Raw genomic sequence first — 13,420 nt, forward strand, 5'->3', positions numbered from 1 at the left:
ACCGCCCGCCGCGCCGCCGCGGCCGACGCCGCCGCGCGGGCCCGACGCACCAAGGTGCTCGCGCGCCGCCGCCGTACGACCGTCATGCTCTTCGTCGCCTTCACGCTCGGCACGGTCGTCGCCGCCGTCGGCGGCCTCGGGCTCCTGTGGGCGCCCGCCGCGCCGGCCGCGCTGCTGAGCGCGTACATCGTCTATCTCCGCCGTCAGGAGCGCCGCCGCTTCACGTACACGATGGACCGCCAGCGCGCCGAGGCCGCCGCGCGGCGGCTGCGTGAGCGGCAGCCGCGCGGGCGTGAGGCGAGCGCCGAGCCCGCCGCCGAGGAGCCCGCCCCGGAGTCGGAGACCGGCCTGTCCGCGCTGGCCGCCGACCGGCGCGCCCTCGTCGAGCAGACCGACCACGCCGAGTGGGTCGACCAGCAGCGCGAGCGCCAGCACGGCCCCGGCCGCAGCGACAGCTGGGACCCGGTCCCGGTGCCGCTGCCGACGTACGTGACCGCGCCGGTCGCCCCGCGCGCCACCGGCAGCGTCGACCTGGGCGCCCCCGACACCTGGAGCTCGGCCCGCTCCAGCGCCGCCGAACCGGCCGGCAGGTCCGCCGCCGCCCGGGAGTCCGCGCAGCACGCCGAGGCCCCCGCCGAGGAGGCGCAGGCCGACGGCTCCGAGGGCGGGGCCGACGGCGGCCGCAGCGACGCACGCCGCGCCGCCTCCGCCCGCCGCTCCCGCGAGCGCGGCCGCACCCCGCTGTTCGACCAGTACGACGACGGCACCGGCAAGCGCCCGCGCGCCGCCAACGAGTGAGGCACGCGCCCGGGTCGGCCCGCCTCCCTGACCAGCCAGGAACGGATTTCCAAGCACCCGGATGGGGATGCTAGAGTTTCACTCGTTGCAAGGGCCTGTGGCGCAGTCTGGTAGCGCACCTCGTTCGCATCGAGGGGGTCTGGGGTTCAAATCCCCACAGGTCCACTGCACGGCCGTTCTTGAGATAGCTCAAGGTCGGTTGACGAGATCCCGTCCGATCGGAAGATCGGGCGGGATCTTCGTCGTTTCCCAGGTCTGTTCGAGGCTGTTCGGGGTGAGCGATGACGGCGATCGGTCGATCTCGGCGCTCTTGAGCCGGCCGTTGATGCCCTCGTTGTGGGAGCGGATGGGCTTGTAGGCGGTGGGCCAGGCCTTGGTGAGGTTGTGGTGATCCTGCCGGAACTTCGCGGTCCTGCGGTCGCCGTCGGCGTCGGCGTCGGCGGGAACGCTGATGTCGGACTTGCTGCAGACGTCTGGCAGTTCGTCCGCCGGCGGGAGGGCAAGCCGTTCCTTCTCGGGGAGCTGGACGGTCGGACGGGCGGCGGGGTGGGCGGCCCGCTTGCGGCTGTCAGCAAAGTTGATCGCTGCAGGTGGTGGCTTGACTGACCTGCAGGAACGTGGCCTTCGCCAGGCGACGATCCCGCGCAGCTGTGTTCGCGATCCCGGGTGATGACCGCTAACGGGAGCCAGCTGCGGTGCGAGCGCAGGCAGAGCCGTGATGCCCGGCCGACCGTCGACCGCGTTGCGTCACCTGAGCAGGCCCATTCCGTCGGTGGCACCCTTCTCCCACGTGGGCACGAGACGGCTACGACACCTCACCGCGAGCGGGAATCGGATCGCCACGACCGGAGTTGGTGAGGGAAGTCAGCCGTTTCAGGAGGGGTCATGCGAGCGATTCAGGTTTCCGAAGTGGGCGGTCCCCAGGTGCTGCGACTGGTCGACATTGATCAACCGACGCCGGGCCCGGGCCAGGCGGTCGTGGAGGTCGCCGCGTCCGGCGTCAACTTCCTCGACGTATACCACCGCCAGGGCCGGTACACCCTCCCGCTGCCCTTCACCCCGGGCACTGAGGGCGCGGGCACGGTCCTCGAGGTTGGACCCGGCGTCACCCACGTCGCTGTGGGAGACCGGGTCGGCTGGGTGGAGATTCCCGGCACCTATGCCGAGCAGGCCGTCGTGGACTCCTCCCGGCTCGTGCCCCTGCCCGACGGCGTCGACTTCGAGGCCGCCGCCGCCGTGCTGCTGCAGGGCATGACGGCGCACTACCTCGTCAAGGACGCCTACCCGGTCCAGCCAGGCGACACGGTGCTCGTGCACGCTGCCGCCGGCGGCATGGGGCTTGTGCTGACCCAGCTCATCACCCATCTCGGCGGCAGAGTGATCGGCACGACCTCGACTCCGGAGAAGGCCCAGCTGGCACGGCGCGCCGGGGCCGCCGAGGTGATCCTCTACTCTGCGGTGGACGATCTCGCGGCCGAGGTGAAGCGGCTCCATGGCGGCCAGGGCCTGCCTGTCGTCTTCGACGGCGTCGGCAGGGACACCTTCGATGCGAGCCTCGCCAGCCTGCGAACCCGCGGCCACCTGGTGCTCTTCGGCGCCGCGAGTGGTGCAGTGCCGCCCTTCGACCCCATCCGGCTCGCCCAGGGCGGTTCGCTGACCCTGATCCGGCCAAGCCTCGGGCACTTCATCGCCGACCGGTCCGAGCTGCTCCGGCGCGCCGCCGACGTGCTCGAATTGGTGCGCACCAAGGCGCTTGAGACCACCGTGACGGCCCGCTACCCGCTCACCGAGGTCGCCCAAGCTCACCGCGATCTGGAGGCTCGGCGTACCACCGGCAAGCTACTCGTCATCCCCTAGGGCAACCGACGGAATTGACTGACCTGTAGGAACGTGGCTTCCGCTTCCGTACTCAGGCGGGCGGCGCATGGTCGGGGCACAGGCCGAATTGAGGGCGGGCTGTGGCGCAAACAGCCTCGATGGCCGCAGTCGGCGGGCACTCGCCTCTTCGGCGGGCTCACTCCGGCAGGACGGCGAGGTCCAGTTCGCGCAGTCGGGCCGGGGCGGCGATGACTTCGTACGAGGTGATCCTGCCGGAGTCGACGGTGAGGGTGAGGGCCAGGAGCAGACGGCCGCCCGGGGCCACGACGATGCCGGGGGCGCCGTTGATCAGGGCGAGCGCCGCGTGCTGGGCGTTGCGGGTGAGCAGGACGGTCTCGCGGGCCACGGCCGCGGCGCCGTGGATCTCGGTGGCGGCGCCCAGGGGGAGCGCGGCCGGGTCGGCGCGGCGGACGACGTCGGGGGCCAGGACCGCGAGCAGGGCGTCCAGGTCGCCGCCTCGGGCCGCGGCGAGGAAGGCCTCGACGACGTGCCGGTGCGGGGCCGACTCCGTCGTCGAGGTCGTCGAGGTCGTCGAGGTCGTCGAGGTCGCCGGGGTCGTCGAGGTCGCCTGGGTGCCGCGGACCTTGCCGCGGGCGCGGCTCGCCAGCTTCTTCGTGGCGGCCGTCGAGCGTTCCACGATGGGCGCGATCCGGTCGAACGGCACGGCGAAGGAGTCGTGCAGCACGAAGGCGACGCGTTCCGCCGGGGTCAGGGTGTCCAGGACCACGAGCAGGGCGCGGCCCACCGACTCGATCAGGAGGGCCTCCTCCTCGGGGGAGTGTGCTTCGGCCGCGGCGATGTGGTCGGGGACCTGGCCGCCGACGAAGTCCTCCCTGCGGGACGCGCGCGTACGCAGCATGTCGAGGCAGACGCGGGAGACGACCGTCGTCAGCCAGGCCGGCAGGTTCTCGATCCGCTCGCCACCGTCGGCTGCCCCGGCGTCCGTGCGGGCGAGGCGCAGCCACGTCTCCTGGACGGCGTCGTCGGCCTCGGCCAGCGAGCCGAGCATGCGGTACGCGACACCGCGCAGTCGCCCGCGCTGTGCCTCGAAGCGGTCCGCCAGTTCGGCCGGCTCGTCCATCGGTCACCTTTCCCCGGCTTGCTCCGTCACCTCGACGACGTACTGACGTACGCGACCGGATCAATGTGACAGGAGTGAGTGGGATGAGTGACGTGAGTGGCGTGAACGGGGCTCTGCTGCATCTGGACTCCAGTGCCGATCGGCGTGAGGAGGCGTCCGTGACGCGGCGGCTCAGTGGGCTGTTCGCGCGGGTCTGGCGGGAGCGGTACGGGGACGCCGGGTACCGCTACCGGGACCTGGTCGCCGAGCCGGTGCCGCTGGTGGGGTCGGGGTTCGTGGGGCTCGGGACGCGGGTGGAGCGGCAGGGGGTCGTACCGCTGGAGAAGGTGGCGGCGCTGGCCGAGGGGGTCGAGGAGGAGCGGGAGTGGGCGCGGACGCTGCCGCTGGTCACGGAGGTGCGGGAGGCGGGGACGGTGCTGATCGGGGTGCCGATGTACAACTTCGGGGTGCCCGCCGCGCTGAAGGCGTGGATCGACCGGGTGTCCTTCCCGGGGGCGTACACCGACCCCGACAGCGGGCGGTCGCTGCTGGAGCGGACGCGGGTCGTGGTGGTCGCCGCGTGCGGGGGCGGGTACGGGCCGGGGACGCCGCGCGCGGACTGCGACTTCCAGGTGCCGTATCTGCGGGCGTACTTCGGCAATCTCGGGGTGGCCGAGGACGAGCTGCACGTCGTGCGGGCCGAGCTGACGCGGGCCGGGGACATTCCCGGGCTCGCCCGGTTCCAGGACCTGGCGGCGGACTCGCTGGCGGCGGCGCGGGAGGCGGTGGCCGAGCTGGCCGTACGTCCTTACGGCGGCCGTCCGCCCGCTCTCCACATGTGTGAAATGTCCTGATCGATACATTTGAGGGGTGTGGAGTCGTCCGGTCAGCCGTCGTCTCAGTCGCCTCAGCCGTCCCGTCAGGGCCGCCGCCGTCCTCTGCGGCGCGGCGCTGACGGCCGCGCTGGCCGGTGGCTGCGCGGAGCACGGCGGGCTGTACGTCGAGGGTCCTGCGCTGCGGCCCACACGGATCAGCGGTCCGGTGTACGTCGCCGACGCGCTGGCCTCGCCGCTGCAGAAGCCGGCCGTCATCGGGCTCACCGACGACGTCGCGATGTCGTCGCTGCGCTGGAAGGACTGGGGCGGGCCCACCGCGCGTGCCACCGGACGGCTCAGCGGCACCTGGTGTCTGCCCGGCTGCTCGCGGGAGCCGTACGACGCGACGCTCACGCTCAGCGGGGTGGAGCGGCAGGACGCGGCCGCGTACTACCGGCGGGCGACCGTCGAGCCGGTCCGGCCCGAGGCGCTGCCGCCCGCCGCGGTGAACGTGCAGTTCCAGGGGATCCGGCTGATGGTGCCGGAGTTCTGAGGCGGCATGGGGTTGCGGACGAAGATCGGGATCGCCATCGCGGGCACGGCCGCGGTGGTCTCCGTCGTCATCGGGCTCCTGGTGCACCACCGGACGGTCGAGGCGCAGTACGCGAGCGCGCGCAGCCAGGCCGGGGACCGGCTGCAGACCGCCGTGCAGGACCATGCCGCCGGGATCGACGGCGACCGTACGCTCATCGATCCGCCCGATCTGCCGCAGCCGCTCGCGGACGCCGTGCGCAAGGGGAAGTGGGGCAGCTATCTGGACCGGAGCGGGAAGCTTCCGCAGATGTGGGCCGCCAGCCGGTACCGCGACGAGACCGTCGCGCTGAAGCGGCCCTATGAGCGCGAGGCCGAGACCGTACGCGACCTGGACCGGGTGCTGTGGATCTCCGGGGCGATCGGGACCGCGCTCGCGTGTGTGGCGGGGCTGCTCGTCGCCACCCGGCTCGGGCGGCGGCTCACCGCCTCCGCCGACACCGCGCAGCGCATCGCCGACGGGGACCTCACGGCCCGCCTTCCGCTGCACGGCAAGGACGAGATCACCAAGCTGACGTCCGCCGTGAACACCATGGCCGACGCGCTTGCCGGGCGGCTCCAGGCCGAGCGGGAGGTCACCGCGAACATCGCGCACGAGCTGCGTACGCCGGTGGCGGGGATGGTGACGGCGGCCGGCCTTCTGCCGCCGGGGCGGCCCGCCGAGTTGGTACGGGAGTCCGCGGGGCGGTTGCGGGAGCTGGTGGACGACGTGATCGAGGTGGCCCGCCTCGACAGTGCGAGTGAGGAGGTGCGGGCCGAGGTGTGCGGGGTGGGGGAGGTGGTGCGGAGGGCTGTCGCGGGGGTTGTGGGGGCTGGCGGTGCAGATGGGGACGAGGTGCGGGTGCGGGTGGTGCGGGACGTGGAGGTGGAGACGGATCCCCGGCGGGTGGAGCGCGTGCTCGTGAACCTCGTCAGCAACGCGCTGCGGCATGGGCGGGGGCCGGTGGTCGTCACGGTCGACGGGGGTGTGGTGGGGGTGCGGGACTCCGGGGACGGGTTTCCGGAGGGGCTGCTTTCGGGCGGGCCGCAGCGGTTCCGCACGGGGGCGGAGGGGGCGGGTCTTGGGCTTGGGCTCACGATCGCTGTGGGGCAGGCGAAGGTGCTGGGGGCGGGGTTGCGGTTCTCCAACCCGGCAGGGGGTGGGGCGTTGGCGGAGCTGGACCTCGGCGGGGCCGGAGAATCCAGCCCGTCAAGGGGGTCCCTCCCTGCTCATTAAGAGCTTGGGGGAGTTTGAGGACGAGCCGCGAAGCGGCGATACGGGGGGCCAGGGGGCGGAGCCCCCGTACGGGCAGCGCCCGCCGCCCCTGCGCGGCTACCGCAGCGGCTTCGCGTAGCAGCGGCTCAGCGGGGAGAAGCGGTAGTGGCCGAACAGCGTGCAGGGTTCGTAGCCGCTCGAGGTGTAGAGGGAGATCGCCTCCGGCTGCTTCGTGCCGGTCTCCAGGACCATGCGGGCGCGGCCCGCCTCGCGGGCGTCGTCCTCCAGGCACGCGAGGATGCGGCGGGCGAGGCCGAGGCCCCGGGCCTCCGGGGTGACGTACATGCGCTTGATCTCGGCGTCGCCGTCCGCGTACCCCTCGCCGTTCTCGTCCATCACGCGCCAGCCGCCCGTGGCCAGCGGCGTGCCCGCGTCGTCGTACGCGATCAGGTACAGGCCGTACGGCGGCTTGAACATGGACGCGGCCAGCGGCGTCACGTCGCCCTCGTCCTCGTAGCGCTCGGCGTACTCGAGCTGGACGCGGTCGTTCAGCTTGATCGCGTCCGGGTGGTCGAAGGCGACGGGACGTATGTTCAGCTGCGCGTGCTGCATGTTCATGCTCTCCATCGTACTTCTATGCAGGATCGTGTAGGGCGGTGGCGTGATTCAGGCGTTACCAGTGTGCCGGTATCGTGCCGGGATGCTCACAGTGACCAGCGTGAATGTGAACGGCCTGCGTGCCGCCACCAAGAAGGGCTTCGTGGAGTGGCTCGCCGGGACCGGCGCGGACGTGCTGTGTCTGCAGGAGGTGCGCGCCGAGCCGCAGCAGCTGCCGGAGGAGGTGCGCGACCCCGAGGGCTGGTACGTCACGCACGCACCGGCCGCCGCGAAGGGCCGCGCCGGAGTGTCCCTGTACACGCGGCGCGAGCCGGACCGGGTGCAGGTCGGCTTCGGCTCTGCGGAGTTCGACGGCAGCGGGCGCTACGTCGAGGCGGACCTGCCCGGCGTCACCGTCGCCAGCCTCTACCTGCCCTCGGGCGAGGTCGGCACCGAGCGGCAGGACGAGAAGATCCGGTTCATGGGGGAGTTCCTCACGTACCTGAAGGGGCTCAAGGCCCGTGCCGCCGCCGACGGGCGTGAAGTCCTCGTCTGCGGTGACTGGAACATCGCCCACCAGGAGGCCGACCTCAAGAACTGGAAGGGCAACAAGAAGAACTCCGGGTTCCTGCCCGAGGAGCGGGCCTGGATGTCCGAGGTCTTCGAGGGCTTCGGCGACGACGTGATGCGCGCGCTGCACCCGGACGTCGAGGGCCCCTACTCCTGGTGGTCCTACCGCGGCCGCGCCTTCGACAACGACACCGGCTGGCGCATCGACTACCACGTGGCGACGCCGGGCCTCGCCGCACGCGCCGTCAAGGGGCACGTCGAGCGCGCCGCCACGCACGCCGAGCGCTGGTCGGACCACGCGCCGGTGACGGTCGTCTACGAGTAGGCCGCCCGGCCGTCGTCCACGAGTGGGCCACTCGGCGACGCCCCGGCCAAGACGCGGCGAAAAGTCCGGCGGAGGACTGTCCGGCCGCCGCGTGGCGTGACAGATTGCGGGCGCGCCCCTCGTCATGATGGGCGCGCCAACTGTCGGTCGCGCGGGGGTACTTCATGTCTGCCGGTTTTTCCAGACGAGGGCTGTTGGCAGGTGCCGCGGGCGCTGTGGTGGGCGCGCTGCCCGTAGGTGCCGCGTACGCCTCCGCCGCGTCGTCTCCGTACGCCGCCGGCCCCGGCATCCCCCCGGGCACCCCGCCCGTCCTCCTCACCGAGCAGGCCAGCAAGCGCATCCTCGTGCTCGACCCGCGCCGCCGCGTCTGGGACCCGGCGGCCGAACCGGGCGTCGTGCGCTGGCAGTTCTCGCCGCTCGGCGACCCCCGCTACCAGGACCTGCGGCCGGACGTGAGCTGGGTGTACCCGTGCGAGGCGAAGGTGCGCGTGCACCGCAAGCGGGCGCTCGTGCTGACCACCGCGTCGTTCGGGTTCGTGGCCGCCGTCGAGTACCCGACCGGGCGGCGCTACTGGGGCGCGGCGCTCGGCCCCGGCGACGACCTGTTCAACCCGCACAGCGCGGAGCTCCTGCCGGACGGCAATGTGGCGGTGGCGTGCAGCACGGGCGCGCTGGTGCGCGTGTACGCCGCCTCGCTCGGCCCGGACGCGACCCGGTACGCCGAGGACGGGCTCAAGGGCGCGCACGGCCTGCACTGGGACCGCGCGCGCCGGGTGCTGTGGGCGATCGGCGACGACGACCTGGTGGCGTACGAGGTCGGCGGGACCTCCGCGCGGCCCACGCTGACGCGGGCATCGGTGACCCCGCTGCCGGTCGCCGTGCCGGGGAAGACGGCGGGCGGCCACGACCTGTTCCCGGTCGCGGGGCGGCCGGGGCGGCTGTGGGTGACGACCAACGCGTCCGTGTACCAGTACGACCAGCGGCACGGGACCTTCGTACGGAACTACGCGGGCAGCGAGGCGATCGACCGGGCGTCGGTGAAGGCCGTCGGCAACGACCCGCGCACCGGGCAGGTCCTCAGCACCGTCCCGGAGAAGGGGCTCGAAGAGACCTGGTGGACGACGAAGGTGAGCGTGCACCGGCCCGCGGCCGCGTACACGCTGGTCAACGGCGGGATCTACAAGGCGCGTTGGTGGCTGCCGCGCTGAGCGGCCCCTCGGGCGGGGGTCAGGCCTCGTCCGGCTTCCCGTCCCGTTCCTCGTCCGGCTTCTCGTCCGGCTTCTCGTCCGCCAGGCGCCGGTCAAGGGCCAGCGAAAGCTCCGCCTCCACCACCGCCTTGGCGACCGGCCGCAGCATCTCGACGCCGACGTCCGGGTTGTCGGGCGCGTGCGTGCGGACGACCGTGAGGAACAACTCGGCGAGCGCGTCGGCGTGTTCGCGGACCCGCTGGCCCGCCTCCAGGACCGCCGCGAGCGGAATCCCCTTGCGCACCAAGGTGGTTGAGGCGTCGAGCAGGCGGTGGCTGACGTGCACGATCTCGTCGCCGTCGGTGCCGAGGTAGCCGAGGTCGAGCGCCGCCGACAGGTTCTCCGGGGTGACCTCGCCGGCGAAGCGGTCGGCCAGTTCCTCCGGGGTGAGGCGGACCGGGGTCTCCTCCGACGGGCCGCCCATGCCGAGGAGTTCGGCCACGTCGCGGCCCTGCTCGAAGGCCTCGGCGAGCTCCGCGATGCCGTTCAGGGTGTGGCCGCGCTCCAGGAGGGCGGCGATGGTGCGAAGGCGGGCCAGGTGGTGCTCGTCGTACCAGGCGATGCGGCCCTCGCGGCGCGGTGGCGGGATGAGCCCGCGCTCGCGGTAGAAGCGGACGGTGCGCACGGTGATGCCGGCCTCCTTGGCCAGCTCCTCCATGCGGTACTCGCGTACGGGAGCCGTGCCTCGCACAGGGCCCGCCGCGCTCGCCGCCGTGTCCGCCACTGCGCCCCCTCCTTCGTCCGCCACGTGAGCAGCCTATGCCGGGACGGTCCTGTCACGCCGGGTCCGTACCGCCGGTAACTTTCGTCGCCCGACCCCTACCCATGAGTACGCGACTGTTCTACGCTCCCGATTGTGCCAGTGCTTACTGGCAGAGTCACTTCTCGGGAGGCGTCGGCATGGCCGGGAGCGAACGTGTGGAACACGTGCGGGTGGCGGTGATCGGGTCCGGCTTCGGCGGGATCGGGGCCGCCGTCCGGCTGCGCAGGGAGGGCGTCACCGACTTCGTCGTCCTGGAGCGGGCCGGCGCGGTGGGCGGCACATGGCGTGACAACAGCTATCCGGGCTGCGCCTGCGACGTGCCGTCCCACCTGTACTCGTTCTCGTTCGCGCCCAACCCGGACTGGCCGCGCACGTTCTCCGGGCAGGAGCACATCTGGGACTACCTGGAGCGGGTCGCGGACACCTTCCGGCTGCGCCCGCACATCCGCCTCGACACCGAGGTGCGGAAGCTGACCTGGGACGGCGACGAGCTGCGCTGGCTGATCGAGACCAGCACCGGGAAGCTCACCGCCGACGTCGTCGTCTCCGCCACCGGACCGCTCTCGGACCCCAAGACGCCCGACATCCCGGGCCTGGACACCTTCCCGGGCAAGGTCTTCCACTCGGCCCGCTGGGACCACGACTACGACCTGCGCGGCAAGCGCGTCGCCATGGTCGGCACCGGGGCCTCCGCGATCCAGATCGTGCCGGAGATCCAGCGCGACGTACAGAAACTGACGCTGTTCCAGCGCACGCCGCCGTGGGTCCTTCCGCGCGCGGACCGGGCGATCAGCGGCGCCGAGCGCTGGCTGCACCGGCAGTTGCCGTTCACCACGCACGCGCGCCGGGGCCTGTTGTGGGGCATCCGGGAGCTCCAGGTGCAGGCGTTCACCAAGCGGCCCGACGAGCTCGGCCTCATCGAGCGGATCGCGAAGCGGAACATGGAGCGGTCCGTCAAGGACCCGGAGCTGCGGGCCAAGCTGACGCCGACGTACCGCATCGGCTGCAAGCGGATCCTGCTGTCCAACTCCTACTATCCGGCGCTCGCGAAGCGCCACGTGGACGTGGTCGCCAGCGGCCTCGCCGAGGTGCGCGGGTCCACGGCCGTGGCCGCCGACGGCACCGAGGCCGAGGTCGACGCGATCATCTTCGGCACCGGATTCCACGTCACGGACATGCCGATCGCCGAACGCGTCGTCGGCGCGGACGGCCAGACGCTGATGGAGTCCTGGAAGGACGGCATGAAGTCGCTGCGCGGCGCGACCGCCGCGGGCTTCCCGAACTTCTTCACCGTCATCGGCCCCAACACCGGCCTCGGCAACTCCTCGATGATCCTGATGATCGAGTCCCAGCTCAACTATCTCGCCGACTACATGCGGCAGTTGAACGTCATCGGCGGCCGCACCGCGCTCGCCCCACGCCCCGCCGCCGTCGAGGCCTGGAACCACCGCGTCCAGGAGCGGATGAAGCGCACCGTGTGGAACACCGGCGGCTGCACGAGCTGGTACCTGGACGCCAACGGCGTCAACACCACGGTCTGGCCCGGTACGACGACGGAGTTCCGCACGGCCACGCGCCGCGTCGACCTGTCCGAGTACGAGGTCACGCGCGCCCCAGAGGCGGACGCGGAACCCTGGTCGCGTACCGCCCGGAAGGGCAAGTCCACGAAGGTGAGGGCCACGGCATGAGCAGGCTCACCCACGTCCGCGGCGGGCCCTACGAGCCGCCGGTGCCCGCGCACGAGCTGACCGCCGTGTCCGCCGACGGTGCCCGGATCCACGTCGAGGTGCACGGCGCCGAGCACGCGCCCGCCGTCGTCCTCGTGCACGGCTGGACGTGCTCCACGGCGTTCTGGGCGGCGCAGATCCGGGCCCTTTCGGGCACGTACCGCGTGATCGCCTACGACCAGCGCGGGCACGGGCGCACCGAGGCGCCCCTGGAGCCCGCCGGGTACGGCACGCGGGCGCTCGCCGACGACCTGGAGTCCGTGCTCGCCGCGACCCTCGCGCCCGGTGAGCCCGCGGTGCTCGTCGGGCACTCCATGGGCGGCATGACGCTGATGGCGGCGGCCGGGCGGCCCGGGGTGCGGGAGCACGCGGCGGCGGTGCTCCTTTGCAGCACGGGCAGTTCGCGGCTCGTCTCCGAGTCGACCGTGGTGCCGCTGCGCGCGGGCGGGCTGCGGACGCGGCTCACGCGCCGGGTCCTGGGCGCGCGGGCTCCGCTCGGGCCCGTGACGCCGCTGGCCCGGCGGGCCCTCAAGTACGCGACGATGGGGCCCGGTTCGGCCCCCGAGCGGGTCGAGGTGTGCGCGCGGATCGTGCACGCGTGCCCGCGCGTGGTGCGCTATCGCTGGGCGCACGTCCTGGACGAGCTCTATCTGGACGCCGGACTCGGCGAGTTGACCGCGCCGACCGCCGTGATCGCGGGCACCGCCGACCGGATGACCCCGATCGTGCACGCCCGCCGGATCGCGGCCGCGCTGCCGCGCTGCCTGGGCCTGACCGAGCTGACGGGCGTCGGGCACATGACGCCCGTGGAGGCGCCGGAAGTGGTGACCGGCCGGATCGTTGAACTGGCCGATACGTACGTGGTCCGGGACCGGAAACGGGGACTCGGCCGGGAGATGGAGAGGGAGGGCGCGTGAGCAAGGTGAGCCTGGACGGACAGGTCGTCGTCGTCACGGGGGCGGCGCGCGGGGTCGGCGAGCAGCTCGCCCGCAAGCTGTCGGCGCGGGGTGCGCGGGTCGCGCTCGTCGGCCTGGAGGAGGCCGAGCTGAAGCAGGTCTGCGAGCGGCTGCACACCGACGGCGACTACTGGTACGCCGACGTCACCGACCACGAGGCGATGGCTCGGGTGGCGGCCGAGGTGAAGGAGCGCTTCGGGAAGGTGGACGCCGTCGTCGCCAACGCCGGGGTGGCGAGCGGGGGTCCGTTCCTCGACTCCGATCCCGTCGCCTGGCGGCGGGTCATCGAGGTCAACCTGATCGGCAGCGCGGTGACGGCGCGGGCGTTCCTGCCCGTGCTGATGGAGAGCCGCGGGTATCTCCTCCAGATCGCCTCGCTCGCGGCGTTGACGCCCGCGCCGATGATGACCGCGTACTGCGCGTCCAAGTCGGGCGTGGAGGCGTACGCGCACGCCCTTCGGGCCGAGGTCGGCTACAAGGGCGTCAAGGTCGGCGTCGGGTACCTGTCCTGGACGGACACCGACATGGTGCGCGGGGCGGACCAGGACGACGTCATGCGGGAGTTGCGCTCGCGGCTGCCGTGGCCGTCCAACAAGACGTACCCGCTCGGACCGGCCGTCGACCGGCTCGTCGCCGGGATCGAGCGGCGCTCCGCGCACGTGTACGCGCAGTGGTGGCTGCGGGGCATGCAGGGCCTTCGGCCGTATCTGCCGGGGATCATCGCGGGGGTCGGCCAACGGGAGATGCGGAGGTTCGAGCCTCGGCTCGGGGAGGTTTCGACCGGCCTTGTCGGGGCGGGGGGCACCGCTGACGCGGATGCTCGCCGGGGGCGCGGCTAGGGGGGCGGGTTGCCCCCGTAGGGGAACGCGCGAAGCGGGGCTCGCCCGGTGGATCGGGG

13 protein-coding genes and 1 tRNA gene are annotated in these 13,420 nt (G+C 72.7%); 11 read left to right on the forward strand and 3 right to left on the reverse strand.

Going from position 1 to position 13,420, the window contains the following annotated elements; genetic code table 11:
* The 3 genes from sepX to IEY91_RS33745 form a co-directional block, all read left to right on the forward strand.
* Window positions 1-798, forward strand: a 798-nt coding sequence (gene sepX, locus IEY91_RS33730; RefSeq protein WP_444545481.1) for a divisome protein SepX/GlpR, incomplete at its 5' end; no start/stop codon positions are given.
* Window positions 799-889: 91 nt separating this feature from the next.
* Window positions 890-963: transfer RNA gene (locus IEY91_RS33735), tRNA-Ala, on the forward strand.
* Window positions 964-1,683: 720 nt separating this feature from the next.
* A complete protein-coding gene (locus IEY91_RS33745) occupies window positions 1,684-2,655 on the forward strand; it encodes a quinone oxidoreductase family protein (protein ID WP_189176903.1) in 972 nt (323 codons plus the stop codon).
* 157 nt (window positions 2,656-2,812) lie between these two features.
* Here IEY91_RS33745 and IEY91_RS33750 read toward each other — a convergent pair whose 3' ends face one another.
* Entirely contained in the window at window positions 2,813-3,757 is a 945-nt protein-coding gene (locus IEY91_RS33750) for a sigma-70 family RNA polymerase sigma factor (RefSeq protein WP_189176904.1), read from the reverse strand.
* Window positions 3,758-3,840: 83 nt separating this feature from the next.
* Between IEY91_RS33750 and IEY91_RS33755 the strand changes: the two genes are divergently transcribed.
* The 3 genes from IEY91_RS33755 to IEY91_RS33765 are packed head-to-tail and all read left to right on the forward strand — an operon-like array spanning window position 3,841 to window position 6,358.
* Window positions 3,841-4,590 (forward strand): FMN-dependent NADH-azoreductase, encoded by a 750-nt coding sequence (locus tag IEY91_RS33755; protein WP_189176905.1) that lies wholly within the window; start codon window positions 3,841-3,843, stop codon window positions 4,588-4,590.
* A 16-nt stretch (window positions 4,591-4,606) separates the two neighbouring features.
* Window positions 4,607-5,104 (forward strand): hypothetical protein, encoded by a 498-nt coding sequence (locus IEY91_RS33760; protein ID WP_189176906.1) that lies wholly within the window; start codon window positions 4,607-4,609, stop codon window positions 5,102-5,104.
* A 6-nt stretch (window positions 5,105-5,110) separates the two neighbouring features.
* Window positions 5,111-6,358, forward strand: coding sequence for an ATP-binding protein (locus IEY91_RS33765; RefSeq protein ID WP_189176907.1), 1,248 nt, complete (start codon window positions 5,111-5,113; stop codon window positions 6,356-6,358).
* A gap of 96 nt (window positions 6,359-6,454) precedes the next feature.
* On the opposite strand, the gene IEY91_RS33770 is transcribed toward IEY91_RS33765, so the two are convergent.
* Window positions 6,455-6,934 carry a GNAT family N-acetyltransferase gene (locus tag IEY91_RS33770; protein ID WP_189177008.1) on the reverse strand — a complete coding sequence of 160 codons (480 nt, stop codon included), beginning with the start codon at window positions 6,932-6,934 and terminating at the stop codon, window positions 6,455-6,457.
* Window positions 6,935-7,037: 103 nt separating this feature from the next.
* Between IEY91_RS33770 and IEY91_RS33775 the strand changes: the two genes are divergently transcribed.
* Window positions 7,038-7,829: an exodeoxyribonuclease III gene (locus IEY91_RS33775; protein ID WP_189176908.1), complete on the forward strand. Its 792-nt coding sequence runs from the start codon at window positions 7,038-7,040 to the stop codon at window positions 7,827-7,829.
* Between the two features lie 194 nt (window positions 7,830-8,023).
* Complete coding sequence (locus IEY91_RS33780) at window positions 8,024-9,037, forward strand: DUF6528 family protein (RefSeq protein ID WP_189176909.1); 1,014 nt, start codon at window positions 8,024-8,026, stop codon at window positions 9,035-9,037.
* A 19-nt stretch (window positions 9,038-9,056) separates the two neighbouring features.
* On the opposite strand, the gene IEY91_RS33785 is transcribed toward IEY91_RS33780, so the two are convergent.
* Entirely contained in the window at window positions 9,057-9,824 is a 768-nt protein-coding gene (locus IEY91_RS33785; RefSeq protein WP_373288079.1) for a MerR family transcriptional regulator, read from the reverse strand.
* Between the two features lie 152 nt (window positions 9,825-9,976).
* Here IEY91_RS33785 and IEY91_RS33790 point away from each other — a divergent pair, with 152 nt between their 5' ends.
* From IEY91_RS33790 to IEY91_RS33800, 3 genes are read left to right on the forward strand one after another with little or no spacing between them, the layout of a single operon-like run.
* Window positions 9,977-11,527, forward strand: coding sequence for a flavin-containing monooxygenase (locus tag IEY91_RS33790; protein WP_189176910.1), 1,551 nt, complete (start codon window positions 9,977-9,979; stop codon window positions 11,525-11,527).
* Window positions 11,524-12,483 carry an alpha/beta fold hydrolase gene (locus IEY91_RS33795; RefSeq protein WP_189176911.1) on the forward strand — a complete coding sequence of 320 codons (960 nt, stop codon included), beginning with the start codon at window positions 11,524-11,526 and terminating at the stop codon, window positions 12,481-12,483. Before IEY91_RS33790 ends, IEY91_RS33795 begins: the two co-directional genes overlap by 4 nt.
* Window positions 12,480-13,361, forward strand: a complete 882-nt coding sequence (locus IEY91_RS33800; RefSeq protein ID WP_189176912.1) for an SDR family oxidoreductase — start codon at window positions 12,480-12,482, stop codon at window positions 13,359-13,361. Before IEY91_RS33795 ends, IEY91_RS33800 begins: the two co-directional genes overlap by 4 nt.
* Window positions 13,362-13,420: the final 59 nt, after the last annotated feature.

Origin of the sequence: Streptomyces lasiicapitis, from assembly GCF_014646335.1 — a bacterium.
Lineage (GTDB): Bacteria > Actinomycetota > Actinomycetes > Streptomycetales > Streptomycetaceae > Streptomyces > Streptomyces lasiicapitis.

Bases quoted from the DNA above. Each gene is read 5' to 3' on its own strand.
- IEY91_RS33745 (WP_189176903.1), top strand. From the start codon at position 1,684: ATGCGAGCGATTCAGGTTTCCGAAGTGGGCGGTCCCCAGGTGCTGCGA.
- IEY91_RS33750 (WP_189176904.1), bottom strand. From the start codon at position 3,757: ATGGACGAGCCGGCCGAACTGGCGGACCGCTTCGAGGCACAGCGCGGG.
- IEY91_RS33755 (WP_189176905.1), top strand. From the start codon at position 3,841: ATGAGTGACGTGAGTGGCGTGAACGGGGCTCTGCTGCATCTGGACTCC.
- IEY91_RS33765 (WP_189176907.1), top strand. From the start codon at position 5,111: ATGGGGTTGCGGACGAAGATCGGGATCGCCATCGCGGGCACGGCCGCG.
- IEY91_RS33775 (WP_189176908.1), top strand. From the start codon at position 7,038: ATGCTCACAGTGACCAGCGTGAATGTGAACGGCCTGCGTGCCGCCACC.
- IEY91_RS33790 (WP_189176910.1), top strand. From the start codon at position 9,977: ATGGCCGGGAGCGAACGTGTGGAACACGTGCGGGTGGCGGTGATCGGG.
- IEY91_RS33795 (WP_189176911.1), top strand. From the start codon at position 11,524: ATGAGCAGGCTCACCCACGTCCGCGGCGGGCCCTACGAGCCGCCGGTG.